This is a genomic window from Pseudomonas sp. Z1-14 (assembly GCF_051132005.1).
In the GTDB taxonomy this organism is placed as follows: Bacteria; Pseudomonadota; Gammaproteobacteria; order Pseudomonadales; family Pseudomonadaceae; genus Aquipseudomonas.
Genome location: NZ_CP071646.1, coordinates 4,882,877 through 4,909,590, shown reverse-complemented (window position 1 = coordinate 4,909,590; position 26,714 = coordinate 4,882,877). Strand labels below are relative to the sequence as shown.

26 protein-coding genes are annotated in these 26,714 nt (G+C 61.2%); 19 read left to right on the top strand and 7 right to left on the bottom strand.

The annotated features are described in order from the left end of the window. Positions 1 to 5 precede the first annotated feature (5 nt). Positions 6 to 1,127 carry a glycosyltransferase family 4 protein gene (locus J3P89_RS22700; RefSeq protein WP_434569641.1) on the bottom strand — a complete coding sequence of 374 codons (1,122 nt, stop codon included), beginning with the start codon at positions 1,125 to 1,127 and terminating at the stop codon, positions 6 to 8. Positions 1,128 to 1,410: 283 nt separating this feature from the next. Here J3P89_RS22700 and J3P89_RS22695 point away from each other — a divergent pair, with 283 nt between their 5' ends. Continuing rightward, complete coding sequence (locus J3P89_RS22695) at positions 1,411 to 2,898, top strand: helicase HerA-like domain-containing protein (RefSeq protein ID WP_434695713.1); 1,488 nt, start codon at positions 1,411 to 1,413, stop codon at positions 2,896 to 2,898. A 138-nt stretch (positions 2,899 to 3,036) separates the two neighbouring features. On the opposite strand, the gene J3P89_RS22690 is transcribed toward J3P89_RS22695, so the two are convergent. Continuing rightward, the gene (locus J3P89_RS22690; protein WP_053124648.1) at positions 3,037 to 3,492 is read right to left on the bottom strand and encodes a DUF721 domain-containing protein; all 456 of its coding nucleotides are present in this window, start codon (positions 3,490 to 3,492) and stop codon (positions 3,037 to 3,039) included. A 307-nt stretch (positions 3,493 to 3,799) separates the two neighbouring features. Between J3P89_RS22690 and secA the strand changes: the two genes are divergently transcribed. The 4 genes from secA to J3P89_RS22670 all read left to right on the top strand — a co-directional run bounded on the left by secA (position 3,800) and on the right by J3P89_RS22670 (position 9,585). Beyond that, on the top strand, positions 3,800 to 6,541 hold the full coding sequence (gene secA, locus J3P89_RS22685; protein ID WP_305496429.1) for a preprotein translocase subunit SecA: 2,742 nt from the start codon (positions 3,800 to 3,802) through the stop codon (positions 6,539 to 6,541). Between the two features lie 119 nt (positions 6,542 to 6,660). Next, positions 6,661 to 7,878, top strand: coding sequence for a bifunctional glutamate N-acetyltransferase/amino-acid acetyltransferase ArgJ (gene argJ / locus J3P89_RS22680; protein WP_434653534.1), 1,218 nt, complete (start codon positions 6,661 to 6,663; stop codon positions 7,876 to 7,878). A 133-nt stretch (positions 7,879 to 8,011) separates the two neighbouring features. After that, positions 8,012 to 8,644, top strand: coding sequence for a glutathione S-transferase family protein (locus J3P89_RS22675; protein ID WP_434695711.1), 633 nt, complete (start codon positions 8,012 to 8,014; stop codon positions 8,642 to 8,644). Then, positions 8,641 to 9,585, top strand: coding sequence for a Nudix family hydrolase (locus tag J3P89_RS22670; protein WP_434695710.1), 945 nt, complete (start codon positions 8,641 to 8,643; stop codon positions 9,583 to 9,585). Before J3P89_RS22675 ends, J3P89_RS22670 begins: the two co-directional genes overlap by 4 nt. A gap of 122 nt (positions 9,586 to 9,707) precedes the next feature. Here J3P89_RS22670 and J3P89_RS22665 read toward each other — a convergent pair whose 3' ends face one another. Genes J3P89_RS22665 through J3P89_RS22655 form a run of 3 tightly spaced genes read right to left on the bottom strand, consistent with a single transcriptional unit; the run spans position 9,708 to position 13,292 of the window. Continuing rightward, the gene (locus J3P89_RS22665) at positions 9,708 to 10,289 is read right to left on the bottom strand and encodes a cob(I)yrinic acid a,c-diamide adenosyltransferase (protein WP_434695709.1); all 582 of its coding nucleotides are present in this window, start codon (positions 10,287 to 10,289) and stop codon (positions 9,708 to 9,710) included. Positions 10,290 to 10,291: 2 nt separating this feature from the next. After that, on the bottom strand, positions 10,292 to 12,328 hold the full coding sequence (locus J3P89_RS22660) for a sensor histidine kinase (protein WP_434602950.1): 2,037 nt from the start codon (positions 12,326 to 12,328) through the stop codon (positions 10,292 to 10,294). 46 nt (positions 12,329 to 12,374) lie between these two features. Next, complete coding sequence (locus J3P89_RS22655; RefSeq protein WP_434695708.1) at positions 12,375 to 13,292, bottom strand: putative 2-dehydropantoate 2-reductase; 918 nt, start codon at positions 13,290 to 13,292, stop codon at positions 12,375 to 12,377. A gap of 143 nt (positions 13,293 to 13,435) precedes the next feature. On the opposite strand from J3P89_RS22655, the gene J3P89_RS22650 reads away from it, so the two are divergent. Both J3P89_RS22650 and J3P89_RS22645 read left to right on the top strand, forming a co-directional pair. Further along, positions 13,436 to 13,921, top strand: a complete 486-nt coding sequence (locus J3P89_RS22650) for a YajQ family cyclic di-GMP-binding protein (protein WP_042728748.1) — start codon at positions 13,436 to 13,438, stop codon at positions 13,919 to 13,921. Between the two features lie 142 nt (positions 13,922 to 14,063). Next, the gene (locus tag J3P89_RS22645; protein WP_305496415.1) at positions 14,064 to 14,906 is read left to right on the top strand and encodes a mechanosensitive ion channel family protein; all 843 of its coding nucleotides are present in this window, start codon (positions 14,064 to 14,066) and stop codon (positions 14,904 to 14,906) included. A 93-nt stretch (positions 14,907 to 14,999) separates the two neighbouring features. Here J3P89_RS22645 and J3P89_RS22640 read toward each other — a convergent pair whose 3' ends face one another. Further along, on the bottom strand, positions 15,000 to 16,367 hold the full coding sequence (locus J3P89_RS22640; RefSeq protein ID WP_434695707.1) for an OprD family porin: 1,368 nt from the start codon (positions 16,365 to 16,367) through the stop codon (positions 15,000 to 15,002). 818 nt (positions 16,368 to 17,185) lie between these two features. On the opposite strand from J3P89_RS22640, the gene J3P89_RS22635 reads away from it, so the two are divergent. Both J3P89_RS22635 and J3P89_RS22630 read left to right on the top strand, forming a co-directional pair. After that, positions 17,186 to 17,611: an HIT family protein gene (locus J3P89_RS22635; RefSeq protein ID WP_434695706.1), complete on the top strand. Its 426-nt coding sequence runs from the start codon at positions 17,186 to 17,188 to the stop codon at positions 17,609 to 17,611. 3 nt (positions 17,612 to 17,614) lie between these two features. Next, complete coding sequence (locus J3P89_RS22630) at positions 17,615 to 17,821, top strand: SlyX family protein (RefSeq protein ID WP_217861372.1); 207 nt, start codon at positions 17,615 to 17,617, stop codon at positions 17,819 to 17,821. 70 nt (positions 17,822 to 17,891) lie between these two features. Here the strand turns inward: J3P89_RS22630 and J3P89_RS22625 are convergent, their stop codons facing one another. After that, positions 17,892 to 18,497, bottom strand: a complete 606-nt coding sequence (locus J3P89_RS22625) for a cold-shock protein (RefSeq protein ID WP_186611670.1) — start codon at positions 18,495 to 18,497, stop codon at positions 17,892 to 17,894. Positions 18,498 to 18,894: 397 nt separating this feature from the next. Between J3P89_RS22625 and J3P89_RS22620 the strand changes: the two genes are divergently transcribed. The 10 genes from J3P89_RS22620 (at position 18,895) to tolQ (ending at position 26,713) form a co-directional block, all read left to right on the top strand. After that, positions 18,895 to 19,368, top strand: coding sequence for a Dps family protein (locus J3P89_RS22620; RefSeq protein ID WP_305496408.1), 474 nt, complete (start codon positions 18,895 to 18,897; stop codon positions 19,366 to 19,368). A 204-nt stretch (positions 19,369 to 19,572) separates the two neighbouring features. Beyond that, a complete protein-coding gene (locus tag J3P89_RS22615; protein WP_434695705.1) occupies positions 19,573 to 19,914 on the top strand; it encodes a ribbon-helix-helix domain-containing protein in 342 nt (113 codons plus the stop codon). A 118-nt stretch (positions 19,915 to 20,032) separates the two neighbouring features. Continuing rightward, a complete protein-coding gene (locus J3P89_RS22610; protein WP_003178589.1) occupies positions 20,033 to 20,254 on the top strand; it encodes an FmdB family zinc ribbon protein in 222 nt (73 codons plus the stop codon). 75 nt (positions 20,255 to 20,329) lie between these two features. Next, positions 20,330 to 22,105: an aspartate--tRNA ligase gene (aspS, locus tag J3P89_RS22605; RefSeq protein WP_305496406.1), complete on the top strand. Its 1,776-nt coding sequence runs from the start codon at positions 20,330 to 20,332 to the stop codon at positions 22,103 to 22,105. Positions 22,106 to 22,222: 117 nt separating this feature from the next. After that, positions 22,223 to 22,969 carry a YebC/PmpR family DNA-binding transcriptional regulator gene (locus J3P89_RS22600; protein ID WP_305496404.1) on the top strand — a complete coding sequence of 249 codons (747 nt, stop codon included), beginning with the start codon at positions 22,223 to 22,225 and terminating at the stop codon, positions 22,967 to 22,969. A 152-nt stretch (positions 22,970 to 23,121) separates the two neighbouring features. After that, complete coding sequence (gene ruvC / locus J3P89_RS22595; protein WP_305496403.1) at positions 23,122 to 23,646, top strand: crossover junction endodeoxyribonuclease RuvC; 525 nt, start codon at positions 23,122 to 23,124, stop codon at positions 23,644 to 23,646. A gap of 115 nt (positions 23,647 to 23,761) precedes the next feature. Continuing rightward, entirely contained in the window at positions 23,762 to 24,370 is a 609-nt protein-coding gene (gene ruvA / locus J3P89_RS22590; RefSeq protein ID WP_434695704.1) for a Holliday junction branch migration protein RuvA, read from the top strand. After that, positions 24,371 to 25,432, top strand: a complete 1,062-nt coding sequence (ruvB, locus tag J3P89_RS22585; RefSeq protein ID WP_003178599.1) for a Holliday junction branch migration DNA helicase RuvB — start codon at positions 24,371 to 24,373, stop codon at positions 25,430 to 25,432. It abuts the gene before it with no gap. Positions 25,433 to 25,560: 128 nt separating this feature from the next. Then, on the top strand, positions 25,561 to 26,028 hold the full coding sequence (gene ybgC, locus J3P89_RS22580; protein WP_434695703.1) for a tol-pal system-associated acyl-CoA thioesterase: 468 nt from the start codon (positions 25,561 to 25,563) through the stop codon (positions 26,026 to 26,028). Further along, positions 26,018 to 26,713: a protein TolQ gene (tolQ, locus tag J3P89_RS22575; protein ID WP_305496399.1), complete on the top strand. Its 696-nt coding sequence runs from the start codon at positions 26,018 to 26,020 to the stop codon at positions 26,711 to 26,713. The genes ybgC and tolQ overlap by 11 nt, the downstream gene beginning before the upstream one ends. Position 26,714 lies beyond the last annotated feature (1 nt).

The following is a 26,714-nucleotide window of genomic DNA, read 5'->3' as shown; positions in this document are numbered from 1 at the left end:
TCGACTCAACCATTGGCCAGCAGGGGCATTTCTGCGCCGAGCACGCTGTAATAGTGGCCCAACAGACTATTGACCACCGAATCCCAGGCGTAATGACGTTCTACATGTCGGCGTGCTTTTGCGCCGCGTTGCTGGCAGCCTTCGGCGAACAGTTGCCGAACGGCGTTGGCCATCGCCTGTGGATTGTCGGGCGCGCACAGCAGGCCACAGTCCTCGTGGACGATTTCATTGAAGGCGCCTGCCGCGACCGCTACCACCGGGATGCCGCTGGCCATCGCTTCGAGGATTACCAGGCCGAAGGTTTCCTGGTCGCCTGCGTGCAGCAGGGCGTCGGCGCTGGCCATCAGCCGGGCGACTTGCGGAGCCGGGCAGAATTCGTCGATCACCGTGACGTTGTCCGGCACCACGGCAGGCATGGAAGAGCCCACCAGCAGCAGGTGATAGCGTTCGCCCAGGCGTTTCATGCATTTGAGCAGCACCGGCAGGTTTTTTTCCTTGGAGCCGCGACCGGCGAAAATCAGCAGGCGCGCATCCTCGGCGATGCCCAGTTCGGCCCGCAGTTCCGGGTCGCGAGCGGCGGGATTGAAGGTCTGCAGGTCTACCCCCAACGGCTGCACGTAGACATTTTTGACTCCAAGCCCGGTGAGTTTGTCGGCCATGACCTGGCTCGGCGCGAGCACCCGGTCGAAGTTGCCGTACAGTTTGCTGACATAGGCTTCGATATTGGGCGTGAACCAGTTGCCCATGCGGTTGCTTACCAGCAACGGCAGGTCGGAGTGATAAAAGCCGATCACGGGCACGTCCAGCTGTCGTCGGGCATCCAGGGCGGCCCAGGCGGTGAGGTAAGGATCGCCGACCTCGATCAGGTCGGGCTGCAAGTCGCGCAGGACATTACGCCAAGGGGCCAGGCGCAGCGGGAAGCGGTAGCCCTTGCCAAAGGGCAGCGGAGGGGCCGGGACCTTGTAGATCCCATCCTGCTCGCTCAAATGCGCGCCGGGGATCAGAAGACTATGGCGAATACCCGGCCGATTGCCCAGGCGCCGGTGCTTGGCATCCAGATAAGTGCGTACACCTCCGCTGGCGGGGGCGTAGAACATGGTTATGTCCGCTATATGCACGATGAACATCCCTCCGGTCTGTGTTCTCCCCTTGTTGACCTTGGGTAAGAATAGATGTTCGGTTGGGGTTGGGTGCAGTAAAGGAATGCGTTGTCGGGCACTCTTCGCGAGCAGGCTCGCTCCCACAGGGTTCTGTACTCAACATAGGTCCAAATTGTGGGAGCGAGCCTGCTCGCGAAGGGGCCAGTGCTGGTTGCAGGCTATTATTCTGCCGCTCGGGCCTTATTGCACTGGGCATGCTTTTATATAAGCGCGCAAAATGGCGTCATACCGCAAACCCACAGGTGACCAAATGCCTGATTCATCGCAACTCGTTATCGGGGCCGACCTGGCCGGCCAACCTGTCGCCCAGGCCATGCGCCTGGCCAATCGTCATGGGCTGGTGGCGGGCGCCACCGGCACCGGCAAGACCGTCACCTTGCAGCGCCTGGCCGAGATGTTCAGCGATGCCGGCGTGGCGGTGTTCGCGGCGGACATCAAGGGTGACCTGTGCGGCCTCGGCGCCGCCGGCAATCCTCAAGGCAAGATCGCCGAGCGCATCGCCGGCATGCCCTGGCTCGGCCATGAGCCCCAGGCCTATCCGGTGACCTTGTGGGATATCCACGGCCAGTCCGGTCATCCGCTGCGCACCACGTTGAGTGAAATGGGCCCGTTGTTGCTCGGCAGCCTGCTGGAACTGACGGACAGCCAGCAAGCGGCGTTGTACGCAGCGTTCAAGGTCGCCGACCGCGAGGGCCTGTTGCTGCTCGACCTCAAGGACCTGAAGGCGCTGCTCAATCATCTCAAGGACAACCCTGAATTGCTCGGGGACGACGCGGCCCTGATGACCACCGGTTCCAGCCAGGCCTTGATGCGCCGACTGTCCACCCTGGAACAGCAGGGCGCGGACGCCTTGTTCGGCGAACCGGCGTTGCAGCTTGAAGACATCCTGCAACCGGCCAGTGACGGCCGTGGCCGCATTCATCTGCTGGACGCCAGTCGCCTGGTCCATGAAGCGCCGAAAGTCTACGCGGCATTCCTGCTGTGGCTGCTGGCCGAGCTGTTCGAGCAACTGCCCGAGCGCGGCGATGCGGACAAACCCTTGCTGGCGTTGTTTTTCGATGAGGCACATTTGTTGTTCGCCGGCACGCCCAAGGCGTTGCAGGAGCGCCTGGAACAAGTGGTGCGGCTGATCCGCTCCAAGGGCGTCGGGGTGTATTTTGTCACCCAGTCGCCGGGCGATCTGCCGGACGACGTGCTCGCGCAGCTGGGGTTGCGCATCCAGCATGGTCTGCGGGCGTTCACCGCCAAGGAACAGAAATCCCTGCGGGCGGTGGCTGACGGTTTTCGACCAAATCCGCAATTCGATGCCCTGGCGGTGCTGACCGAGCTGGGCATCGGTGAAGCGTTGGTCGGCACCTTGCAGGAAAAAGGCACGCCGGAAATGGTCCAGCGTGTGCTGGTGGCGCCGCCGCAGTCGCGCATCGGGCCGTTGACCGCGGCCGAGCGTGCCGGGCTGATCGCCAGCTCACCGTTGCAGGGCCGTTATGACAAACCCATCGACCGCGAGTCGGCCTATGAAGTGCTGATGGGGCGCAAGGGGCTGGAGCCGCAGGCCGAAGCCGCGCCAGGCAAACCGGCGACCGAGGAACCGAGCTTCACCGAAAAGGCCGGGGAATTCCTCGGCACCGCGGCCGGCCAGGCGCTGAAATCGGCGATGCGCCAGGCGGCCAATCAGTTGGGCCGGCAGTTGGTGCGTGGGTTGATGGGGTCGTTGCTGGGGGGCAGCAAGCGGCGGTAGGCAGAAACCGAATCGCTCCCTTCGCGAGCAGGCTCGCTCCCACAGGAGATCTCCTGCGCGCGCAAATCTTGTGCCTCATGCAGATCCATTGTGGGAGCGGGCTTGCCCGCGAAGGCTATTCAACAGCCGAAAAAAATCTCAATCCTTGGGCCGCGCATGGGCCGCCAATCGCTCCAGCGCTGCCCGCAGGTTGGGGTCGCTGATGCCATCGGCCGTGGCCTGGATGGTGGCGGCAGCGTCGGTGGACAGATCCAGCGTATGACCCTTGGCGCCGACTTGCACCGTGGGCGGCTGGACCTTGAACAGGATTCGCGTCAGGTTGGCGAACTCCTCGAATGCCTGCAATTGGCGCAGCAGGCGCTTTTGCTGGTAGCGCAGGCGCGTGGCCCAGTGACCGTCGGTGACGATCAGCAACAAACTGCCTTCCCGCCAGGACGCTACGTGACAATGCTCGCGCGCAGCGGGCTGTAGCTGGCTGTCGAGCAGGCGCTGCAGGTGCCCCAGGCGTCTGGCGTGGCCGAAGATGGCTTTCAGCGGCTTGGCTTCGCGCAGCAGAACGGCGGGCGCCTTGGCTGGAAGAGGGCGAAAGGCCATGGTTGATTACCGCAAGTGACAAAGGCGCCATGGTAGCAGAAAGCGCCAGATACGCCCGAGCCCTGCCGCCCGGTGGCTTTTACTCGCATAATCAATGAGTAACTTCTGCGTTTTGTGGGTTGAAGTTCGCGCAAAAGCCCTTATTTTAGGGAGGCCCCGTCACAGCGCTGTGCCAGCATCGTGGAATAACGCCACTTTCCTCTCCATCGTTTCCGGGTAGAATGCTCGTTCGCATGCGGCCATGAGGGCTGCACGGGCGACTCATGGGGCCGCCCTCCATCCCTTTAGTGTGGAAGATCCTGCCGATATGTTTGCGCCTTTGTTAAAGAAACTTTTTGGAAGCAAGAACGAGCGTGAAGTCAAACGCATGCTCAAGACGGTACAGATCGTCAATGCCTTCGAAGAGCAAATGGTGGCCCTTTCGGACGATCAGTTACGCGCCAAGACCGCCGAATTCAAGGACCGCATCGCCAAGGGCGAGACCCTTGACCAGATCCTGCCCGAAGCTTTCGCGGTCTGCCGTGAAGCCGGCAAGCGGGTCATGGGCATGCGCCACTTCGACGTCCAGTTGATCGGCGGCATGACCTTGCATGAAGGCAAGATCGCCGAAATGCGCACCGGTGAAGGCAAGACCCTGGTGGCGACCCTGGCGGTATATCTCAACGCACTGTCCGGCAAGGGCGTGCACGTGGTGACGGTCAACGACTACCTGGCCCGCCGCGACGCCAACTGGATGCGCCCGCTCTATGAATTCCTCGGCCTGACGGTCGGCGTGGTCACGCCGTTCCAGCCGCCGGAAGAGAAGCGCGCGGCCTACGCCTCGGACATCACCTACGGCACCAACAACGAATTCGGTTTCGACTACCTGCGCGACAACATGGCGTTCAGCATGGAAGAAAAATTCCAGCGCGAACTCAACTTTGCCGTGATCGACGAAGTCGACTCCATCCTCATCGACGAAGCCCGTACGCCGCTGATCATTTCCGGGCAGGCCGAAGACAGCTCCAAGCTGTACATCGAGATCAACAAGCTGATCCCGCAGCTCCAGCTGCACGTCGAAGAAGTCGAAGGCGAAGTGACCCAGCCCGGCCACTACACCGTCGACGAGAAGACCCGCCAGGTCGAGCTCAACGAATCCGGTCACCAGTTCATCGAAGAGATGCTGACCCGCGTCGGCCTGCTGGCTGAAGGCGAAAGCCTCTACTCGGCCCATAACCTGGGCCTGCTGACCCACGTCTACGCCGGCCTGCGTGCCCACAAGCTGTTCCATCGCAACGTCGAATACATCGTCCAGGACGGCCAGGTCGTACTGGTTGACGAACACACCGGCCGCACCATGCCGGGCCGTCGCCTGTCCGAAGGCCTGCACCAGGCCATCGAAGCGAAGGAAGGCCTGAACATCCAGGCCGAGAGCCAGACCCTGGCCTCGACCACGTTCCAGAACTACTTCCGCCTGTACAACAAACTGTCCGGCATGACCGGTACCGCCGACACCGAAGCGTTCGAATTCCACCAGATCTACGGCCTGCAAGTGGTGGTGATTCCGCCGAACAAGCCGCTGGCGCGCAAGGACTACAACGACCTGGTGTTCCTGACCGCCGAAGAGAAATACGCGGCGATCATCAACGACATCAAGGAAGGCATGGCCCAGGGCCGTCCGATCCTGGTGGGTACCGCCACCATCGAGACCTCCGAGCACATGTCCGCCTTGCTCGCCAAGGAAGGTATCGAGCACAAGGTCCTCAACGCCAAGTTCCACGAGAAGGAAGCCGAGATCATCGCCCAGGCCGGTCGCCCGGGTGCGTTGACCATCGCCACCAACATGGCCGGCCGTGGTACCGACATCCTGCTGGGCGGCAACTGGGAAGTCGAAGTGGCTTCGCTGGAAAACCCGACCCCCGAGCAGATCGCGCAGATCAAGGCCGACTGGCAGAAGCGTCACCAGCAGGTGCTCGAATCCGGTGGCTTGCAGGTGATCGCGTCCGAGCGTCACGAATCGCGCCGTATCGACAACCAGCTGCGTGGCCGTGCCGGTCGCCAGGGCGACGCCGGCTCCAGCCGCTTCTACCTGTCCCTGGAAGACAGCCTGATGCGCATCTTCGCCTCTGATCGGGTGAAGAATTTCATGAAGGCCCTGGGCATGCAGCCGGGCGAGGCGATCGAGCACCGCATGGTGACCAACGCCATCGAGAAGGCGCAGCGCAAGGTCGAGGGCCGCAACTTCGACATCCGCAAGCAGTTGCTTGAGTTCGACGACGTCAACAACGAGCAGCGCAAAGTGATCTATCACATGCGCAACAGCCTGTTGGCCGCCGACGACATTGGCGAAACCATCGCCGATTTCCGCCGCGAAGTGCTCGACGCCACTGTCAGCGCACACATTCCGCCGCAGTCGCTGCCGGAGCAGTGGGACGTTGCTGGTCTGGAAGCCTCCCTGCGCAGTGATTTCGGCGTGTCGTTGCCGATCCAGCAGTGGCTCGACGAGGACGATCACCTCTACGAAGAAACGCTGCGCGAGAAACTTCTGACCGAACTGATCGCCGCGTACAACGAGAAAGAAGACCAGGCCGGCGCCGAAGCGCTGCGCTCGTTCGAGAAGCAAATCGTGCTGCGGGTGCTGGACGACCTGTGGAAAGACCATCTGTCGACCATGGATCACCTGCGCCACGGTATCCACTTGCGTGGCTACGCGCAGAAGAATCCGAAGCAGGAATACAAGCGCGAGTCCTACACGCTGTTCTCCGAGCTGCTGGATTCGATCAAGCGCGACTCGATCCGGGTCCTGTCCCACGTTCAGGTTCGCCGCGAAGATCCGGTCGAAGAAGAAGCCCGCCTGCGCCAGGAGGCCGAAGCCCTGGCCGCGCGCATGCAGTTCGAGCACGCCGAAGCTCCGGGCCTGGAAGTGGTCCAGGCGATGGAAGAGGGCGTCGATGTGGACGTGGCACTGGCCACCGCACCGGTACGCAACGAGCAGAAACTGGGCCGAAACGAGCTGTGCTATTGCGGCTCGGGCAAGAAATACAAGCATTGCCACGGGCAGATCCAATAAACCCGTTTCAACGCTGAGCGACCCGCGCCGCGACAAGAGTCTCTTGTCGCGGCGTTTTGCCATTTGATTCGCCGTCTTGATGAAGGCGGTGCTGAAATAATTTTATAAGGAGCGCATTCATGGCTGTTGGTCTTGGTCCGTTGCCAACGTTGCACCCGGTTGCCGGTTTTGAACTTGGTATCGCCTCGGCGGGCATCAAGCGTCCCGGGCGCAAGGATGTGGTGGTCATGCGTTGCGCCGAGGGCTCGACGGTCGCCGGCGTGTTCACGCTCAATGCGTTTTGCGCCGCGCCGGTGATCCTGGCCAAGCAACGCGTGCAAGGGCCGGTGCGTTACCTGCTGACCAACACCGGTAACGCCAACGCCGGCACCGGCGCGCCAGGCCTGGCCGCTGCCGAGCGCACCTGCGCCAGGCTGGCTGAACTGACCGGTGTCGACGCCAGCCAGGTGCTGCCGTACTCCACGGGTGTGATCGGCGAACCGCTGCCGGTCGAAAAAATCGAAGGCGCGCTGCAAGCCGCCCTTGATGACCTCTCGGAAAACAACTGGGCCGCGGCCGCCACCGGCATCATGACCACCGACACCCTGCCCAAGGGCGCGAGCCGCCAGTTCCAGCACGACGGCGTGACCGTGACCGTGACCGGCATCAGCAAGGGCGCCGGCATGATCCGCCCGAACATGGCGACCATGCTCGGTTACATCGCCACCGACGCCAAGGTCTCCCGCCAGGTGTTGCAGGACCTGATGCTCGACGGCGCCAACAAGTCCTTCAACCGCATCACCATCGACGGCGACACCTCGACCAACGACTGCTGCATGCTGATCGCCACCGGCAAGGCCAACCTGCCGGAGATCACCGAAGCCAGCGGTCCGCTGTTCGCGGCGCTGAAGCAGGCGGTGTTCGAGGTGTGCATGGAAGTGGCCCAGGCCATCGTCCGCGACGGCGAAGGCGCGACCAAGTTCGTTACCGTACAGGTCAACGGTGGTGGTAATCACCAGGAATGCCTGGACGTCGGTTATACCGTGGCGCATTCGCCGCTGATCAAGACCGCACTGTTTGCTTCCGACCCGAACTGGGGTCGTATTCTCGCCGCTGTCGGCCGCGCCGGGGTGCCTGAGCTGGACGTGAGCAAGATCGACGTCTTCCTCGGTGAGGTCTGCATCGCCAGCCAGGGCGCCCGGGCGACGACCTACACCGAGGCGCAGGGCGCGGCGGTGATGCAGCAGGAGGAAATCACCATCCGCATCGAGCTGGGGCGTGGCGATTGCAGCGAAACGATCTGGACCACCGATCTGTCCCACGAGTACGTCAAGATCAACGCTGAGTATCGGACTTAAAACCGAGTCGTTCCATTCGCGAGCAGGCTCGCTCCCACAGGGATTCTGTGACGCCGCAGATTCAGTGTGGGAGCGAGCCTGCTCGCGAAGGCGGCAGTACAAATACCCCCAGAACCACAAGAAAGGAATCCACATGAGCCTGCACCTGATCATCGGCGATAAACGAGCTTCATCCTGGTCCCTGCGGGGCGCGCTGGCCCTGTCGTTGACCGGCGCGAAGTACACCGAAGAACTGGTCAGGCTCGGCCAGCCCGACACCCGCGAAAAACTTCTGAAGTATTCGGCCACGGCCAAGGTCCCGCTGCTCAAGACCGAGTTCGGCGTGATCGCCGACTCCCTGGCGATTGCCGAGTACCTGGCCGAGCTGTTTCCCGAGGCCGGTCTCTGGCCCAAGGATGTAGCGGCACGGGCCCAGGCTCGTTCGGCCTGTGCACAGATGCACAGTGGTTTTTTTGCCATCCGCACCCACATGCCGTTCGACCTGGGCCGCGATGCGCCGTTGTCCCCGATTCCGGCGGATGTGCAGGCGGAAATCCAGCGGATGCTGGCGTTGTGGGCAGAGTGCCGCGCGGCGGCTACCGAAGCCGGTCCCTACCTGTTTGGTACCCTGAGCCTGGCTGACGTATTTTTTGCGCCGATTGCCGTGCGCTTGCGCACCTACCAGGTGGAACTGCCGGAAGTCGACGCGGCCTACGTTGAAACCCTTTATCAATGGCCGGCCTTCAAAACGTGGCAACAAGCTGGCCTGGAGGAAATCGCCCGGTGAAACGCGTACATGTAGCGGCGGCAGTCATTCGCGACGCCGCCGGCAGAATCCTGATTGCCCGCCGGGCCGATTCCCAGCATCAGGGCGGCCTGTGGGAGTTTCCGGGGGGCAAGGTCGAGGCTGATGAGTCGGTCGAAACGGCCCTGGCCCGGGAGCTTCTCGAAGAGTTGGGCATTGTCGTCAGCGCTGCCCGGCCACTGATCAAGGTGCGCCACGATTATCCGGACAAGCAGGTGTTGCTGGATGTCTGGGAAGTCTCGGCGTTCAGCGGCGAGCCCCATGGCGCCGAAGGCCAGCCGCTTGCCTGGGTGACGGCCCGTGAATTGACCAACTACGAGTTTCCAGCGGCCAATCAGCCGATCGTCGCGGCGGCCCGTTTGCCGGGCGAGTACCTGATCACCCCTGAAGGCCTTGAAACGCGCGCCTTGCTGCGTGGCATTCAAAAGGCTGTTGCTGGCGGGATCAAGCTACTGCAACTGCGCGCGCCCAACGGTTACGACCCGCAATACCGTGACCTGGCGGTGGACGCGGTGGGGCTGTGTGCCGGCAAGGCGCAATTGATGCTCAAGGGCCCGTTCGAATGGCTGGGTGACTTTCCGTCTGCCGGCTGGCATATCACCGCCGCGCAACTGCGCAAGCATGCGGCGGCGGGTCGGCCGTTCGGCACCGACCGCTGGCTGGCGGCCTCGTGCCACAACGCCGAGGAACTCTCCCTGGCTCAGCAGATGGGCGTGGATTTCGTGACGTTGTCCCCCGTGCAACCGACCCAGACCCATCCCGATGCGCAGCCATTGGGGTGGGAAGAGGCTGCGCGACTGATCGAGGGGTTCGACAGGCCGGTGTATCTGTTGGGCGGGGTAGGCCCCGATCAGCGGCAGAAAGCCTGGGAAGCCGGGGCGCAAGGGGTGGCAGGGATTCGGGCGTTCTGGCCTGAAGCCTGATGCTGCGGTGTGGCTGCTGGCCGCTTCGCGAGCAGGCTCGCTCCCACACTGGATTTCGGCGTTCACAAAACCTCTGTGGGAGCGAGCCTGCTCGCGAAGAGGCCCTGACAGGCGCCTATGCTTCAACTCCCAGGCTTTGCCGCCGCCTCCCAAAGCACTTCCGCCACACCCTGGCGCCGGGCGATGACCCGCGCCGCCACGAACAGCAGGTCCGACAACCGATTGATATACGCCAGCCCCGGCCCGGCCAGTGGTTCCACTGCGTTCAACTGTTGGCAACGGCGCTCGGCGCTACGGGCCAGACTGCGGCACACATGGGCCTGGGCGATCAGGGTCGAGCCGCCGGGCAGGATGAAATTCTCCAGCGGCCCCAACTCTTCATTCCACATATCGATGGCCGCTTCCAGGCGCGCCACTTCTGCATCGTTCAGGGCCTGATAGGCCGGCATCGCCAGCTCGCCGCCGAGGTCGAACAGCCGATGCTGACAAGGCGCCAGCACCTCGGTTACTTCCTTCAACGCCGGGTAACGTTCCATTTCGGCGGCAAGCCCGGCCAGCAACAAGCCCAGTTGGCTGTTCAGCGTATCCACTTCGCCGATGGCCTCGATCCGCGGATGATCCTTCGCCACTCGGCGACCATCCCCCAGTCCGGTTTCACCTTTGTCCCCGGTACGGGTGTAAATCTTCGACAGACGAAAACCCATGTTCAGCGCTCCACTTGCTTGTGTTCTTGCGCCACCATCGAAGTGCCCGCCAGTGGCAGGCGCAGGGTGAAGCAAGTGCCTTGGCCCGGCGCTGATTGCACTTCCATCTGGCCCTTGTGGTTGTTGGTGATGATGAAATACGACACCGACAATCCGAGCCCGGTGCCCTGGCCGATCTCCTTGGTGGTAAAGAACGGCTCGAAGGTACGCTTGCGCACGTTCTCGCTCATGCCGATGCCGTTGTCCTCGACCTGGATTTCCGCCCACGGCGGATTCAGCCGTGTACGCAGGATGATACGGCCGGGCTCGCTGTCGTCCTGGCGTTGATGGATGGCCTGGGCGGCGTTTTTCAACAGGTTGAGCAATACCTGCTCCAGTTCGTTGGCGGTGCCTGGCACCGGGCCGAGGTTGGGGTCGAACTGGCGGATGATCGCCTGGCCCTTGAAGTCGAAACCGATCGCCAGATCGAAGTCGTTACCGGCAATTTCCACAGCCTGGTCGATGAGTGCCGGCAGGTCGCAAGGCGCCATCTGCCTTGTGCTGCGGCGGCTGAAGCTGAGCATGTGGGTGACGATTTTCGCTGCCCGGGCGCCGGCCTGCTGGATGCCATCGAGCAATTGCGGGATCTCCCGGCTTTCCAGGTAGCGGTTGACCACCGGTAAATCGATCCCCAACTGCTCGGCCTGCTCAAGGTTCTTCGGCAATTCCGCAGACAGGCGTCGGCGAATATTCTGCACGTTGTGCAGGATCGCCCCCAGCGGATTGTTGATCTCATGGGCCATGCCCGCCGCGAGGCCGCCTACCGAGAGCATTTTTTCCGATTGCACCATCATTTCCTCCAGCGACAGGCGCTGGGTGATGTCATCGATGCGGATCACCACGCCGCGCCCGGCACCGCCCATCAAAGGATAGAAAGTCAGGGCGTAATGCCGGGCTTCATCGTCCTTGGTCCAGGTGACGCGCTCGATCTTGGCCACCGTGTGCTGTTCCACCGTCTGCTTGAGCTGCGGCAGGTACGGCTTGAGCGGCTCGAAGGCGAGGAAGATCGGCTGGTTCAGCGCCTCGTCCAGCCGGGTGCCGGAAAGGGCGCTGGCCTCCTGGTTCCATTGCGTGACATAGAGCTGCTCGTCGAGGGCAATCAGCGCCGACGGCATGGAGTCGATGATGCTGTTGAGGTAGTTCTGGAAGCCGGTGAGTTTTTTCTCGATCTTGCTGCGGACCTGGACTTCCAGCTCCAGCTTGCGGTTGGTGTGACGGGTTTCTTCCGCCAGGCCCTGGGCCTGGTCGTAGGCGGCCTGGGAATCGTCGCGGGCGCGCTTGAGCTGCTGCTCCCGGGCTTCGATCCGCGAGAGCATGGTGTTGAACGCCTCGGCCAGACTGCCGATTTCGTCATGGTTGCCCCGGGCGGCGCGCAGGGAATAGTTTTCTTCGCGGGTGACCTGGCGCGACAACTCTTCGAGTTGATGGATCGGCTGGGTGATCAGCCGCTTGATCTGCTGGGCAATGACCAGCCACAACAGCACGCTGAAAATCAGGATGCCCAGGCTGGCGGTCAGGGTACCGGTGTAGAACGCGGTGGGCAGTTCGCTGCTGGCCACCAGCAGGAGATGGCCGGGCGCCGTGCCGGGGCGGGGCAGGGTAATGACCTGGTTGCTGCGAAACTCCCCGGCCTGCCAGGCCTGCATGTTACGGAAATGCTCCGGCAACTTGAGCTTCTCGCCCTGTTGCAACTGGGCCAGGCGTACGCCGTCACCGTCATAAAGTGCCGCAGCCCGCAGCGGCGCATAGCTGTTGAGTTCATCGAGCAGGCGCTTGGCGCTTTGCGGCGATTGCAATGCGTCGGAGATCAGGCTCGGGTTGGCTACCAGTCGGCCGATGGTCTGCAAGGCCTGGGGTGCCATGCTTTCCTGGGAAATGTAATAGGCCGCGCTGATAAAGGTCAGGTTGGCCACCAGCAGAACCGTGGTCAACAATACCAACAGGGCCGCCAGCAGTTTCTGGCCGACCGGGAGATTTTCAAGGCGCTGGCGCAATGGCATCTGACTCGTCGCTGAAAGGGAACACGAGGGCCAGCGTAGCCGCTGCTCAGTCGCTGGGCAATCCGAGGTTGTCCAAGTGGGCAATCAGGCGCTGGCGCATCTGTTCAAGATGCGGCACCGCCACGTCATGGCGCCGCGCGACGGCGCAGGCATGGCCGAGCAGATAGCTGATTTCGGTACGTCGCCGGTTGGCAACGTCCTGGTACATGGAGGAATAGTTGGCGGCTGTGGCCTGGATCACCCGTTCCACCTCCGACTTTAAATCCTCAGCCGCCGTCGGCTGGCCGCAGCGTTCGAGCAGATCGGCGAGCTCCGCGCAAAGGGTTGCCACTTCGCAGCGGTGTTCCTGCAAGCCACCGTTCTTGCATTGATGCAGTACCGTCAGTGGGTTGATTGCGCAGTTGAGCGCCAGTTTGCGCCACAGGCGGGTGAGGATGTCGGCGCTCCACTCGTGGGGAATGCCGGCCATGCCCAGGTCATCCAGCCAGAACGGCGCCACCGGCTGGGCGGGGTCGCCCAGCCAGGTGTAGCCGTGGCCGGCGAACACCACGCGCCAGTCACCGTCGCGAAACGCGCCTTCGGTGCTGGAGGCGCTGATACAGCGGGCCTGGGGGACGCGGTTCGCCACGGCGTCCTGGCTGCCGAGGCCGTTCTGCAGCAGGATCAGTTCGCTCTCGCCATCCAGACGATGGGCGACCGAAGCCACAGCCGCCTCCGCGTCATAGGCCTTGCAGGCCAGCAGCAAGCGTTTTATCGGTTCGAGGCCCTGCGCGGTTTCGCCTGGCACCGGGTAACACTGCGCCTGGCCTTGTTCCACCAGCGTCAGCCCTCCGGCCTCCCGGTAAGCCTGCAGCCGCTGTTCATTGCGCAACACCAGCCGCACCGGCAGGCCGGCCCGGGCCAGGCGCGTCGCCCACAAGGTGCCGAGGCTGCCGGCGCCCAGGACGTGCCAGGTGGTGGACATCAGTTTTTTACTCGGTTTGGCGCAGGCATCTGAGGCGCTCGCGGTAACGACGGGAAAAGACCCGTTATAATGAGCCCGATTTCAACCACAAGCCAAGTGCGCGCCTTTGTCATGAGCGCGCCTTTTTATTTGGAGAACACTACATGCCGTCATTCGACGTGGTATCCGAACTGGACAAGCACGAAGTCACCAACGCCGTTGAAAACGCCGTCAAGGAACTCGACCGTCGGTATGACCTCAAGGGCAAGGGCAGTTTCGAGTTCAAGGAAAAGGACCTGACCGTCAACCTGACCGCCGAGGCCGATTTCCAGCTCGAGGCGATGATCGAGATCCTCAAGCTGGCGCTGGTCAAGCGCAAGATCGACGTGCAATGCCTTGAGGTCAAGGACGCCTTCGCCTCCGGCAAGCTGATGAAGCAGGAAGCTGTGCTCAAGGAAGGCATCGACAAGGAACTGGCCAAGAAAATCGTCGCTCATATCAAGGACGCCAAGCTCAAGGTCCAGGCCGCCATCCAGGGCGAGCAGGTGCGTGTCACTGGCAAGAAACGTGACGACCTGCAAGAAGCCATCGCCGCGCTGCGGGGCAAGGAATTCGGCATGCCGCTGCAGTTCAACAACTTCCGCGATTGACCCCTCGGTTATAGGGAACCACTGTGGCGAGGGAGCTTGCTCCCGCTGGGCTGCGGGCCCCTTTGGTGGGTGCTGCGCCCCCAAGCGGGAGCAAGCTCCCTCGCCACAAATGCCGCGTACAACAGGAACAAAGGAGAATTAGATGGACTTGAACGCTGAAGTAGACCACCTGGTCAAGGCCTCCCAGGCCTGGATACCGATGATCATGGAGTACGGCAGCCGCGTGTTGCTGGCAATTGTCACCCTGGCCATCGGCTGGTGGCTGATCAACAAGGTGACGCAGAAGCTCGGGGCGCTGCTGGCCCTGCGTAACGCCGACCTCGCGCTGCAAGGCTTTATCAGTACCCTGGCAAACATCATTCTGAAGATCCTGCTGATCGTCAGCGTCGCCTCGATGATTGGTGTGGAAACCACATCCTTCGTTGCGGCCATCGGTGCGGCAGGCCTGGCGATTGGCCTGGCCTTGCAAGGCAGCCTGGCGAACTTCGCCGGCGGCGTGCTGATCCTGCTGTTTCGTCCGTTTCGCATCGGTGACTGGATCGAGGCCCAAGGCGTGGCCGGAACGGTCGACAGCATCCAGATCTTCCACACGGTCCTGCGTACCGGTGACAACAAGACGGTCATCGTGCCCAACGGCAACCTGTCGAACGGCATCATCACCAACACCAATCGCCAGCCGACCCGCAAAGTAGTGTTCGACGTGGGCGTGGATTACCAGGCCGACCTGCAAAAGGCCCGGGAAGTGTTACTGGAGTTGGCCAAGGACGAACGTGTGTTGACCGATCCTGCACCTGAAGCGGTGATCTCCACCTTGGGCGACAGCTCGATCACCGTGTCGTTGCGCATCTGGGTGAAGACGGCGGACTACTGGAACGTGATGTTCATGCTCAATGAACAGGCCCGCGACCGCTTGAAGGATGCCGGTATCGATATTCCGTTTCCTCAGCGCGTGATTCGAGTGGTTCAGGAGTCCGCATCGGCCTGACCGATTTGATTTTCTGGTCAAGCTTCAGCGCAATAAAAAAGACCCATCCGAAGATGGGTCTTTTTTTGATTACCGCAAACTGACTTTCGGCAATTACAGAACCGAAATCGGGTAGTCGACGATCAGGCGGAACTCTTTGACGTCGCCTTCACCTTCGTCAGCGTTAGCGTAGTGCCAGGCTTGACGAATACGGAAGGAAAGATCTTTGGCCGGGCCAGACTGAACAACGTACTTGGCTTCGAAGTTGGTTTCGTTGTGCTTGCCGTCTGCACCGTACAGCGGGTTGCCCAGGTCGTCACGGTAGACGCTGTTAGCAGCCAAACCGGTACCGTCGATGTCCCAGCCCTTAACGTAACGGGTCATGAAGCTCAGACCAGGAACACCGTATTCAGCCATTTTCAAGTCATAACGGATCTGGGCAGATTTCTCGTTAGGTGCGTTGAAGTCGGAGTACTGAATGGAGTTGGCGAGGAAGATCGAGTCGCCGCCACGGTTGTTCGTGCCCACGCCGATGTAGTCGAACGGGGTGTCGCCGTTGACCTTCTGGAAGGCCACGGTGATGGTGTGTGCTTTCAGGAACGAGAAGGCCGCTGCCAGGGAGAACGTGGTGTTGCTGATGTCGCCAGCTTCAGCGCTACCGGCATCAGTGGTGCGGTAGATGTTACCGTCCAGGTTCAACGACTGGTCACCGCCCATTGGGATGGTGTAGTTCAGGTTGGCGTAGTACTGGTTCCAGATGTCTTCCAGCTTGGCGCCATACAACGATGCGCTCAGGTTTTCGCTGATGGCATATTTGCCGCCCAGGTAGTCGATAGTATTGGCTTCGACGCTAGCGTAGGTAGCCCATAGGCCGCCATTGCGTGCGTTACGGTCCTGGCTGGTACCCGAGTAGAAGTGACCGGCTTCGAGATCAAGGTCTTTGACTTCGCTGCTCTGCAGTTGGAAACCGCTGGCAGTTTGAGGCAGGACGCGGGAACCGCCAATCGCGAACACTGGAGCGGTGCTTGGCTGCATGTCGCCAACTTTCAGCTCGGTTTTGGATACGCGGAACTTAATCGCTGCACCGGCTTTGCCCTGGCTGTCGTTGACGGGGCCATCGGAGTCGCCGTCGCCATCGCGATCGACACCGCGGCTCATGTTGCCGGTACCACCGGTACCGTCGCCACCGTCCAGTTTCAGTGCCAGGTAACCAAACGCATCGACACCGACGCCTACGGTACCTTGGGTGTAGCCAGAGCTGAAGTTGCCCCAGATACCTTGGGTCCAGTCTTTCTGGTCGTTGCCACCGTCTTTGTTATCACGGTTGAAGTAATAGTTACGCAGCAGCAAATCGAACTTGGCGTCTTCAACAAAGCCTTTGGCTTCAGACTGGTCACTTACGAAAGGTGCGGCCGTAGCCATTTGAGTACTGGCTGCTGCAGCAACGGCCAGTGCGATCATGCTCCACTTCATCACGCGCATCGTGATTTGCTCCTTTGGTTTTAAGAGTACTGCCGTCCCACCTGTTTTTTTATCTGGGCGGCTCTTTCTTTTTGTGTCGGCGCAAACTTATATCACGCCGACATTCTTTGGCGACACTTGCCCATTCAACCTTTCAGCTTCTTTACGACCATGTCGCCAATGGCTCGATCCATGTCGTATTTCAGCTGAACCGAGGCGTCCGAACTGACAACTTCAGAGTTGTTCTATTGGGTTCGCCATCGGTGTAAAGAGTCCCTGGTTGCTACGCTTGACGCTCCTGAGGGCAGCCTTGCCACTTTAATTTTCGAGCCTGCAGGTTTCGCTTCCTACGCTACCCTGTAGACGATGTTGGGATGAATGCAACAAGCATGCACAAATCCGGTTTTCTTTTACATTTTTTTCACATTTTAGCTGCGGTTGCGGTGAAACCTCATGAAACCGGGCTCCAAAGGCCTTGTTTTAAATGGGGTTGACTGCTGGGCAGCTGCCATGTTTGAAGCGGGTAAACCGCGCCGGACAACCAAAAACGTTACCGGTTCACCCCTTCGGTGGGTAAAACGCGGATGCTTCGTGCACAGAGCGTAGACGCATTGTGCTGTTTTGGTGCAAAAAATCTTCCAGCTGTACGAAAACCGCACAGGGCTTGTGTCTGCTCAGCTCGAGGTGCGCCGTTAAAGTACCGGTGCGCGGTATTGGTGCGCAAAGACGGTGCGCAGTGAACGTTCCGGCATTCACAGGTATGCTGGTCTCCTGTGCTCGGGCGGGCCTGCGGGCTGCCAGCTCGATCGCAATCGATCAATGAGCGAGGAGTACGCGCGGTGTTTGCCCTAGATCCACGACTGCAACAAGACACATTGCCTATCGGCGATTTCCCGCTGTGCCGTTTGCTGTTGTCCAATGATTCCAATTACCCGTGGTTCATCCTCGTGCCGCGCCGGGAAAATATCAGTGAATTGTTTCAATTGGATGACGCCGATCAACAACAGTTGTGGAAAGAAACCACGGCACTGGCTGAAACCCTCAAGGACTCGTTCGATGCCGACAAATTGAATGTTGCAACCTTGGGTAACGTCGTCAGTCAATTGCACATGCATGTGATCGTGCGCAAGCGAGAGGATGCCGCATGGCCTGCGCCGGTGTGGGGCAAACATCCGGCACGGCCTTATGATGCCGAGCAGGTAAGCGTCATTCGTGAACGCTTGCGCGCGGTCCTGACCGATGATTTCAAGTTCCTGGAGGGCTGAACCATGAACCTTGAAGAGCGTGTAACCGACCTTGAAAGCCGCCTGGCGTTTCAGGACGATACCATCCAGGCATTAAACGACGTGCTGGTGGAGCAGCAGCGAGTTGTCGAACGTCTGCAGCTGCAGATGGCGGCGTTGCTCAAACGTCAGGAGGAAATGGCCGGCCAGTTCGAATCCTTTGAAGAAGAAGCGCCGCCACCGCATTACTGACCGGGGCCGAACGGCAGGCAATAAAAAACCGCGAGCAGCCTGGCTGCATCGCGGTTTTTTTACGCCTGGATCAGCGGCGCGGCAGCGCGGCGATCACATCTTCGGCCTGCAAGCCTTTGTCACGGTGCATGACGGAAAACTCCACGCGCTGGCCTTCGACCAGGACGCGATGGCCTTCGCCACGAATGGCCCGGAAATGCACAAAAATGTCATCGCCGGAGTCGCGGGAGATGAAGCCGAACCCCTTGGAGGTGTTGAACCACTTCACGGTACCGGTATCACGGTTGGACATGTCGTAGTTCTGCGGTGCGGCGGCCGGCGACGACTTCTTGTAGAAGCTGACGGCCAGGTGCAGTAACACAGCGAGCAACGCGGCGGCCAGGCTGGAAAGAATGGCGGGTTGGCCGCCGATTTCCGGCATGGGCGCCAGCAGGGTCAGTGTTTGCAGGGCGACGGCCAGCACCAGCAGGGCGCTGACAAGGTTTTGCAGTTGATGACGTGGACCTTTGTTCCAGTAAGGGATGACGGGTGCCAGGGTCAGGTTGAGCAGGCCGAAAAAGGCCAGGTACAGCGCGTCGGGATGTTGCAGGTAAGGTGTGGCTTCGGAACCCAGGCTAGGGATGAAGGACAGCAGCAGGGCAGCTGCGCCCATTAGCAAGTGGACGATTTTCAACATTTTGATTGGCTCACGGTTAAGACAGATCACAAGGAAGAGCTGGTCGGGGACGGTTCGCTCCAGAACAATGAGAGGCGTAGGAACACGTACCCGAATCAGCCTATGCGCGACGCCCGGAAAAATAGGCGTAGCGACACACTGCCTATTTAACAGCAAAGCCCCGGCCTTCTCAAACCCGTTACGGGCCCGTGACACGCTGTTCGTCGGCCGAAAAGCGTCGGCGGGGCGCTTGAAGATGGTCGGTAAAGGAGCTTGAATTTTCCCCTGCGCCGGAACCCTCCGCCATCCCGGCTTGTCGGTTCAGGAGGGCTGGCGATTAGTCGCAGGCTACAGATGGCGACACCCGCTAGAGTGCAATGGCCGCTGTCGAATTCATCACCGTCAGGAGATCAAACACATGGCAATTGATATCGGTATCAGCGAAGAAGATCGCAAGTCCATCGTCGACGGGCTTTCGCGCCTGTTGTCGGACACCTACGTGCTTTACCTCAAGACCCATAATTTCCATTGGAACGTCACCGGGCCGATGTTCCGGACCCTGCACTTGATGTTCGAGGAGCAGTACAACGAGCTGGCGCTGGCGGTGGACCTGATCGCCGAGCGAATCCGTGCCCTGGGCTTTCCGGCGCCGGGTGCCTACTCGGTGTATGCGCGGCTGTCTTCCATCAAGGAGGAGGAAGGCGTGCCTGGCGCCGAGGACATGATCCGGCAACTGGTCGAAGGCCAGGAGGCGGTGACACGTACCGCCCGCGGAATCTTTCCTTTATTGGACAAGGTCAGCGACGAGCCGACCGCCGACCTGCTGACCCAGCGCATGCAGGTTCATGAAAAAACCGCCTGGATGCTGCGTTCGCTGCTGGACGAGCGGTAATCCGCAATCGGGTGATGGTGCCGCCATTGGCATCATCGCCTGCGGTCCGGGGTAGGACGGAGTCATTCGTCCTCGGGCTACTGTTGTCATCTCCTACGCTGATGGGCAAAAAGTCATCTGGAGCTTGCGCTCGAGTTGAGCTTCCATAGAGCCACAGGCCGCTTGGCCTGACTGAGGCTCGTATGGCAAAGGAGTGTCAACGGTATGATTCAAGGAAAAGCACCCAGGGGCGGTGCAGGCGGGCGCCTCAAGTCCGTCAGCATCGACCCGTTCGTCAGCGGGTTCGATATGCAACTGGCCCGGCCCCTGGCCCGCTCCATCCGGCTTAACGGGTTCGCCACCTGTTTACGCCTTGAGCAAGTCTATTGGGATATTCTCGGCGATATGGCCGAGCTCAACAGTTGCTCCGTCAGTACGTTGCTCTCCCATGTGGATCGGGAGGTGCAGTTGCGTCACGGGGGCGTGCGCAATTTCAGCGGGTTGGTGCGCGTTGTCTGCGTGGTGCACAGCCTGAAGGATCTGGGCGCCGATCATCGCGAGGCCTAACCCTCTCAATGCCTGTGCGGTCTTACGGCTGCACAGGCCGCATTTAATGGATATAATCCCGCTCTTTGCCGCAAAGCCCGGGTTTTGCGTGAATAACCTGATTGCCGAGACAACCCCCATGCCGATGTACGACTATCAATGTGCTTCCTGTGGTCATCAGATGGAAGCCATTCAAAAAATCAGCGCGGCACCGCTGGTCGATTGCCCTGCCTGCCAGGCGCCGGAGCTGAAAAAGATGCTGTCCATGCCAGGTTTCCGCCTCGGCGGCACCGGCTGGTATGAAACCGACTTCAAGACCGGTGCCAAGAAGAACCTGGCCGGTGGCGACAAGGCTGACTGAGTTGAACACGCGCGGGTTCTTGCACGGGCAGGGCCTCCAACCGAATTTCGAATTACGAGAAGTGAAACCACGACCATGATGCGCAGCCATTATTGCGGCCAACTGAACGAAAGCCTGGAAGGTCAGGAAGTTACTCTTTGCGGATGGGTTCATCGTCGCCGTGACCATGGCGGGGTGATTTTCCTCGATATCCGTGATCGTGAAGGCCTGGCCCAGGTAGTGTTCGACCCTGATCGCGCGGAAACCTTTGCCACCGCCGACCGCGTGCGCAGCGAATACGTGGTCAAGATCACCGGCAAGGTGCGCCTGCGTCCGGCCGGCGCCGGCAACGCCAACATGGCGTCCGGCATGATCGAAGTGCTGGGCTACGAGCTGGAAGTGCTGAACGAAGCGGAAACCCCGCCGTTCCCACTCAACGAATATTCCGACGTGGGCGAGGAAACCCGCCTGCGCTACCGCTTCATCGACCTGCGTCGCCCGGAAATGGCCGAGAAGCTGCGCCTGCGTTCGCGCATGACCACCAGCATCCGTCGCTACCTGGACGAGAACGGCTTCCTCGACGTCGAGACGCCGATCCTGACCCGTGCCACGCCGGAAGGCGCCCGCGACTACCTGGTGCCGAGCCGTACCCACCCCGGTAGTTTCTTCGCCTTGCCGCAATCGCCACAGTTGTTCAAGCAGCTGCTGATGGTGGCCGGGTTCGACCGCTACTACCAGATCGCCAAGTGCTTCCGCGATGAAGACCTGCGTGCCGACCGGCAGCCTGAATTCACCCAGATCGACATCGAGACCAGCTTCCTCGACGAAAAAGACATCATGGGCCTGACCGAGGGCATGATCCGCAACCTGTTCCGGGAAGTGCTGGGTCTTGAGTTCGGCGAGTTCCCGCACATGACCTTCGAAGAGGCCATGCGTCGCTACGGTTCCGACAAGCCTGACCTGCGCAACCCGCTGGAACTGGTGGACGTCGCGGACCAGCTCAAGGAAGTCGAATTCAAGGTCTTCAGTGGTCCGGCCAACGATCCGAAATGCCGTATCGCCGCCCTGCGTGTTCCAGGCGGCGCCAGCATGCCGCGCAAGCAGATCGACGATTACACCAAGTTCGTCGGCATCTACGGTGCCAAGGGCCTGGCGTACATCAAGGTCAACGAGCGTGCCGCCGGTATCGACGGCCTGCAGTCGCCGATCGTCAAGAACATCCCGGAAGCCAACCTCAACGTGATCCTCGATCGCGTGGGCGCGGTCGATGGCGATATCGTGTTCTTTGGCGCCGACAAAGCCAAGATCGTCAGCGAAGCCCTGGGCGCGCTGCGCATCAAGCTGGGTCACGACCTGAAACTGCTGACTTGCGAGTGGGCGCCGATGTGGGTCGTCGACTTCCCGATGTTCGAGGAAAACGACGACGGCAGCTTCTCTGCCTTGCACCACCCGTTCACCGCGCCGAAGTGCTCGCCTGAAGAGTTGGAGGCCAACCCGGCCGGCGCATTGTCCCGTGCCTACGACATGGTCCTCAACGGCACCGAGCTGGGCGGCGGTTCGATCCGTATCCATCGCAAGGAAATGCAACAGGCAGTGTTCCGTCTGCTGGGTATCAGCGAAGCCGAGCAGGAAGAGAAGTTCGGCTTCCTGCTCGATGCTTTGAAGTACGGTGCGCCGCCCCACGGTGGCCTGGCCTTCGGCCTGGATCGCCTGGTGATGCTGATGACCGGCGCCCAGTCGATCCGCGAAGTGATCGCATTCCCGAAAACCCAGAGCGCGGCCGATGTCATGACCCAGGCTCCGGGCGTGGTGGATGCCAAGGCGCTGCGCGAGTTGCATATCCGTTTGCGTGAACAGCCAAAGGCTGAGTAAGGCCGGCACCTGAGGGCGCATCTTCGGATGCGCCTTTTCGTTGGGGTCGATATTTCCGATTGCTGGCTGCCGCGCAAGCGGGGCGGGCAATGTTTCAAAGAAAAACCGGAGCGAGTTATGGCAGGTCATTCCAAGTGGGCGAACATCAAGCACCGCAAAGAACGTCAGGATGCCAAGAGGGGCAAGATCTTTACCAAGTGGATCCGTGAGCTGACGGTCGCGGCCCGCCAGGGTGGCGGCGATCCGGGTTCCAATCCGCGCTTGCGCCTCGCCTTGGACAAGGCACTGGGCGCGAACATGAGCCGCGACATCATCGACCGGGCCATTGCCCGTGGCGCGGGTGCCACCGAGGCCGACAATGTCGAAGAGCTGACCTATGAAGGCTACGGCCCGGGCGGCGTGGCGGTCATGGTCGAGTGCATGACCGACAACCGCAACCGCACCGCTGCGGCCGTGCGCCATGCGTTCAGCAAATGCGGTGGCAACCTGGGGACCGACGGTTCGGTGGCTTATCTGTTCGAGCGCAAGGGGCAGATCAGCTTCGCGCCAGGCATCGATGAAGATGCGCTGACCGAAGCGGCGCTGGAAGCCGATGCCGATGACGTGGTCAGCCACGAAGACGGTTCGTTCGACGTGTTCACCTCGTTCGCCAGCTTCTATGCCGTGCGTAATGCCCTTGAAGCTGCCGGTTTCAAACCGGTCGACGCGGAAATCGTCATGCAGCCGACCACCAGTGCCGAACTCGACCTGGAAGGCGCCGAGAAGGTGCTCAAGCTGATCGACATGCTTGAAGACCTGGACGATGTGCAGAACGTTTATTCCAACGCCGATATTCCGGAGTCGGTGGCTGAGCAACTGGGCTGATGGTCTTTATCCAATAGCATGAGTGCCAGGGTAGGAGCGAGCCTGCTCGCGAGTGCGCTGCATCAGCCGACATTCATGTCGGATGTGACGGCCTCTTCGCGAGCAGGCTCGCTCTCACCGTTCCAGGTAACCTCCTTCAAGCCGCAGGCGTTATGACTTTAATCCTTGGTATCGACCCCGGTTCGCGCATCACCGGCTACGGCGTGGTTCGCGATACCGGGCGTGGCTGCGTGTACGTTGCTTCCGGCTGTATCCGCACCGGTGCGGGCGAGTTGCACGAGCGCTTGCAGATCGTTTATCGCGGCGTGCGCGAAGTGATCCAGACCTACGGCCCGGTGACCATGGGCATCGAAAAGGTCTTCATGGCCCGCAACGCCGATTCCGCCCTGAAGCTGGGGCAGGCCCGCGGCGCGGCCATTGTGGCCGGCGCCGAGGAAAACCTGGAGATCGCCGAATACACCGCGACCCAGGTCAAGCAGGCCGTGGTAGGCACAGGCGCGGCAAACAAGGAACAGGTGCAGATGATGGTGATGCACCTGTTGAAACTGGTCAGCAAGCCGCAGATCGACGCCTCCGACGCCCTGGCCATCGCCATTTGCCATGCCCATACCCGTTCCAGCCTGCTGCCTCATGGTCTGGGAAGCGCACGCAGTCGTGGCGGGCGCCTGCGTCTCTGATAGCATCAGCGCATTCATTCATCAGCCCATGCAAGTTGCGCCTGTGTCGTCGGCCTTCCTGCCTGGGCTGTTATTCGCCAGCCAGCGGGCTGGCCAACGCCCAAGGATCTGAAACGTGATTGGACGCTTGCGCGGCACCCTGGCTGAAAAACAGCCGCCGCACCTGATTCTGGATGTAAACGGCCTCGGTTATGAGCTGGAAGTGCCCATGACCACCCTGTATCGCTTGCCGTCGGTCGGTGAGCCACTGACGCTGCACACTCATCTGGTCGTGCGTGAAGATGCGCAGTTACTCTATGGTTTCTTCGCCAAGCGCGAGCGGGATTTCTTTCGCGAGCTGATCCGGCTCAATGGCGTCGGCCCGAAGCTGGCGCTGGCCTTGATGTCCAGCCTGGAAGTCGATGAGCTGATTCGTTGCGTGCAATCCCAGGACACCTCGGCCCTGACCAAGGTGCCGGGGGTCGGCAAGAAAACCGCCGAGCGCCTGTTGGTCGAGCTCAAGGATCGCTTCAAGGCCTGGGAAACGGTGCCGGCAATGTTCGCCCTGGTGCCGAACCAGCCGGATGCGCCCATGCCTGCGGTCAGCGCTGAAAACGATGCGGTCACCGCGCTGATTTCCCTGGGCTATAAGCCGCAGGAAGCCAGCAAGGCGATCTCCACGATCAAGGAAAAAGGCTTGAGTACCGAAGACATGATTCGCCGTGCCCTGAAGGGAATGATTTAAGTGATTGAAGCCGATCGTCTGATCGCCGCCACGGGCGCACCCCGTGACCGCGAGGAAATCCAGGACCGTGCGATCCGCCCCGTCAGCCTCGCCGACTATATTGGCCAGCCGACCGTGCGCGAGCAGATGGAGCTGTTCATCCAGGCGGCCCGCGGGCGCAGCGAGTCGCTGGACCACACGCTTATCTTCGGCCCGCCGGGCCTGGGCAAGACCACCCTGGCCAACATCATTGCCCAGGAAATGGGCGTGTCGATCAAGAGCACGTCCGGCCCGGTTCTCGAACGGCCGGGTGACCTGGCGGCGCTGCTGACCAATCTGGAGCCGCATGATGTGCTGTTCATCGACGAAATCCATCGGTTGTCGCCGATCGTCGAGGAAGTACTGTACCCGGCCATGGAGGATTTCCAGCTCGACATCATGATCGGCGAAGGGCCGGCGGCGCGCTCCATCAAGCTGGACCTGCCGCCCTTTACCCTGGTGGGCGCCACCACCCGCGCCGGGATGTTGACCAACCCGCTGCGCGACCGGTTCGGTATCGTCCAGCGCCTGGAGTTCTACAACAACGCCGACCTGGCGACAATTGTCAGCCGTTCGGCGGGCATCCTCGGGTTGCCGCTGGACCCTGACGGCGCTTATGAGATCGCTCGTCGGGCGCGGGGGACGCCGCGGATCGCCAACCGCCTCCTGCGTCGGGTCCGCGACTTTGCCGAAGTGCGGGCCAAGGGGCACATCACCAAGCCGATCGCCGATCTGGCCTTGAACCTGCTGGACATCGACGAGCGCGGCTTCGACCACCAGGACCGGCGCCTGCTGCTGACCATGATCGAGAAATTCGACGGTGGCCCGGTGGGCGTGGACAGCCTGGCGGCCGCCATCAGCGAAGAGCGCCACACCATCGAGGACGTGCTGGAACCGTACCTGATCCAGCAGGGCTATATCATGCGCACGCCCCGCGGACGCGTGGTGACCCGTCATGCTTATCTGCACTTCGGCTTAAACATCCCGACACGAATGGGTGAGATGCCGGTGGTAGACGAATTTCTCGATGCGGTGGACGATTGAACCCGCTCTGTATCCCGACTTTTTTCCGCTTCGTGCTGTCCCAGACCACGCCTGGAGCGTCAATGCGTTCAAGAATGAAAAAACAGTTGCCTGGCCGGATTGGCAACCCGAGGAGTAAGCACTAGAGTATGCGCGCGCAAAACGGGCTTGAGTCGTTCGCACATCGCTGTCGCGTTTATTACGAGGACACCGATGCCGGCGGCATCGTTTACTACGTCAATTACCTCAAGTTTATGGAACGGGCTCGAACCGAACGGCTGCGGGAACTGGGTTTTGCCCAATCCGCGCTGGCAGGGGAGGACCTGTTATTCGTCGTGCATTCCAGCGAAGCGCGCTACCACGCGCCGGCGCGACTGGACGACGAGCTGGTGGTGACTGCCGATGTCATCGAATTGAACCGCGTCAGCCTGCGCTTCAAACAGCAGGTCAGGCGGGCTGTGGATAATGTGCTGCTCTGCGAAGGGCAGTTTTTGGTGGCCTGTGTGCGCACCCATAGTTTGAAACCCCGGGCCATTCCCGAAGCTTTACGCGCGGCCTTTGCCGGCGTGAGCGGCGCGGGTACACACTCAGAGCAGGAGATAAAGCGTGGAAGCTAACGTCGTCGACCATTCCTCCATGTGGAGCCTGGTCAGCAATGCCAGCGTCGTGGTGCAACTGGTAATGCTGATCCTGGTAGCCGCATCGGTGACCTCATGGATCATGATTTTTCAGCGCAGCAACATGCTGCGTGCCGGTCGCCGTGCCCTGGAGAGCTTCGAAGAGCGCTTCTGGTCCGGCATCGACCTGTCCAAACTCTATCGCCAGGCCGGCAGCAATCCGGACCCGGATTCCGGCGTCGAGCAGATCTTCCGTGCCGGCTTCAAGGAATTCTCCCGTCTGCGCCAGCAGCCGGGCGTAGACCCTGAAGCGGTGATGGAAGGTGTGGCCCGCGCCATGCGCGTCGCCATATCCCGCGAGGAAGAAAAACTCGAACAGGGCCTGCCGTACCTGGCTACCGTCGGTTCGGTCAGTCCGTACATCGGCCTGTTCGGTACCGTGTGGGGGATCATGAACTCGTTCCGTGGGCTGGCTTCCGCCCAGCAGGCGACCCTGGCCACCGTAGCCCCGGGTATCGCCGAGGCGCTGATCGCCACCGCCATCGGCCTGTTCGCGGCGATTCCGGCCGTGATCGCCTACAACCGCTTCGCGGCTCGCAGCGAAACGCTGACCAGCCGTTACTACACCTTCGCCGATGAATTCCAGGCGATCCTGCACCGCAAAGTGCACACCAGCGAAGAATAAG

Bases quoted from the DNA above. Each gene is read 5' to 3' on its own strand.
- J3P89_RS22660 (WP_434602950.1), bottom strand. From the start codon at position 12,328: ATGCCATTGCGCCAGCGCCTTGAAAATCTCCCGGTCGGCCAGAAACTG.
- J3P89_RS22640 (WP_434695707.1), bottom strand. From the start codon at position 16,367: ATGCGCGTGATGAAGTGGAGCATGATCGCACTGGCCGTTGCTGCAGCA.
- J3P89_RS22630 (WP_217861372.1), top strand. From the start codon at position 17,615: ATGAACCTTGAAGAGCGTGTAACCGACCTTGAAAGCCGCCTGGCGTTT.
- J3P89_RS22650 (WP_042728748.1), top strand. From the start codon at position 13,436: ATGCCGTCATTCGACGTGGTATCCGAACTGGACAAGCACGAAGTCACC.
- J3P89_RS22675 (WP_434695711.1), top strand. From the start codon at position 8,012: ATGAGCCTGCACCTGATCATCGGCGATAAACGAGCTTCATCCTGGTCC.
- J3P89_RS22645 (WP_305496415.1), top strand. From the start codon at position 14,064: ATGGACTTGAACGCTGAAGTAGACCACCTGGTCAAGGCCTCCCAGGCC.
- J3P89_RS22615 (WP_434695705.1), top strand. From the start codon at position 19,573: ATGATTCAAGGAAAAGCACCCAGGGGCGGTGCAGGCGGGCGCCTCAAG.
- ybgC (WP_434695703.1), top strand. From the start codon at position 25,561: ATGCGCGCGCAAAACGGGCTTGAGTCGTTCGCACATCGCTGTCGCGTT.
- J3P89_RS22600 (WP_305496404.1), top strand. From the start codon at position 22,223: ATGGCAGGTCATTCCAAGTGGGCGAACATCAAGCACCGCAAAGAACGT.
- J3P89_RS22655 (WP_434695708.1), bottom strand. From the start codon at position 13,292: ATGTCCACCACCTGGCACGTCCTGGGCGCCGGCAGCCTCGGCACCTTG.
- J3P89_RS22665 (WP_434695709.1), bottom strand. From the start codon at position 10,289: ATGGGTTTTCGTCTGTCGAAGATTTACACCCGTACCGGGGACAAAGGT.
- J3P89_RS22620 (WP_305496408.1), top strand. From the start codon at position 18,895: ATGGCAATTGATATCGGTATCAGCGAAGAAGATCGCAAGTCCATCGTC.
- J3P89_RS22690 (WP_053124648.1), bottom strand. From the start codon at position 3,492: ATGGCCTTTCGCCCTCTTCCAGCCAAGGCGCCCGCCGTTCTGCTGCGC.
- J3P89_RS22625 (WP_186611670.1), bottom strand. From the start codon at position 18,497: ATGTTGAAAATCGTCCACTTGCTAATGGGCGCAGCTGCCCTGCTGCTG.
- J3P89_RS22700 (WP_434569641.1), bottom strand. From the start codon at position 1,127: ATGTTCATCGTGCATATAGCGGACATAACCATGTTCTACGCCCCCGCC.
- J3P89_RS22610 (WP_003178589.1), top strand. From the start codon at position 20,033: ATGCCGATGTACGACTATCAATGTGCTTCCTGTGGTCATCAGATGGAA.
- J3P89_RS22695 (WP_434695713.1), top strand. From the start codon at position 1,411: ATGCCTGATTCATCGCAACTCGTTATCGGGGCCGACCTGGCCGGCCAA.
- aspS (WP_305496406.1), top strand. From the start codon at position 20,330: ATGATGCGCAGCCATTATTGCGGCCAACTGAACGAAAGCCTGGAAGGT.
- argJ (WP_434653534.1), top strand. From the start codon at position 6,661: ATGGCTGTTGGTCTTGGTCCGTTGCCAACGTTGCACCCGGTTGCCGGT.
- secA (WP_305496429.1), top strand. From the start codon at position 3,800: ATGTTTGCGCCTTTGTTAAAGAAACTTTTTGGAAGCAAGAACGAGCGT.
- ruvC (WP_305496403.1), top strand. From the start codon at position 23,122: ATGACTTTAATCCTTGGTATCGACCCCGGTTCGCGCATCACCGGCTAC.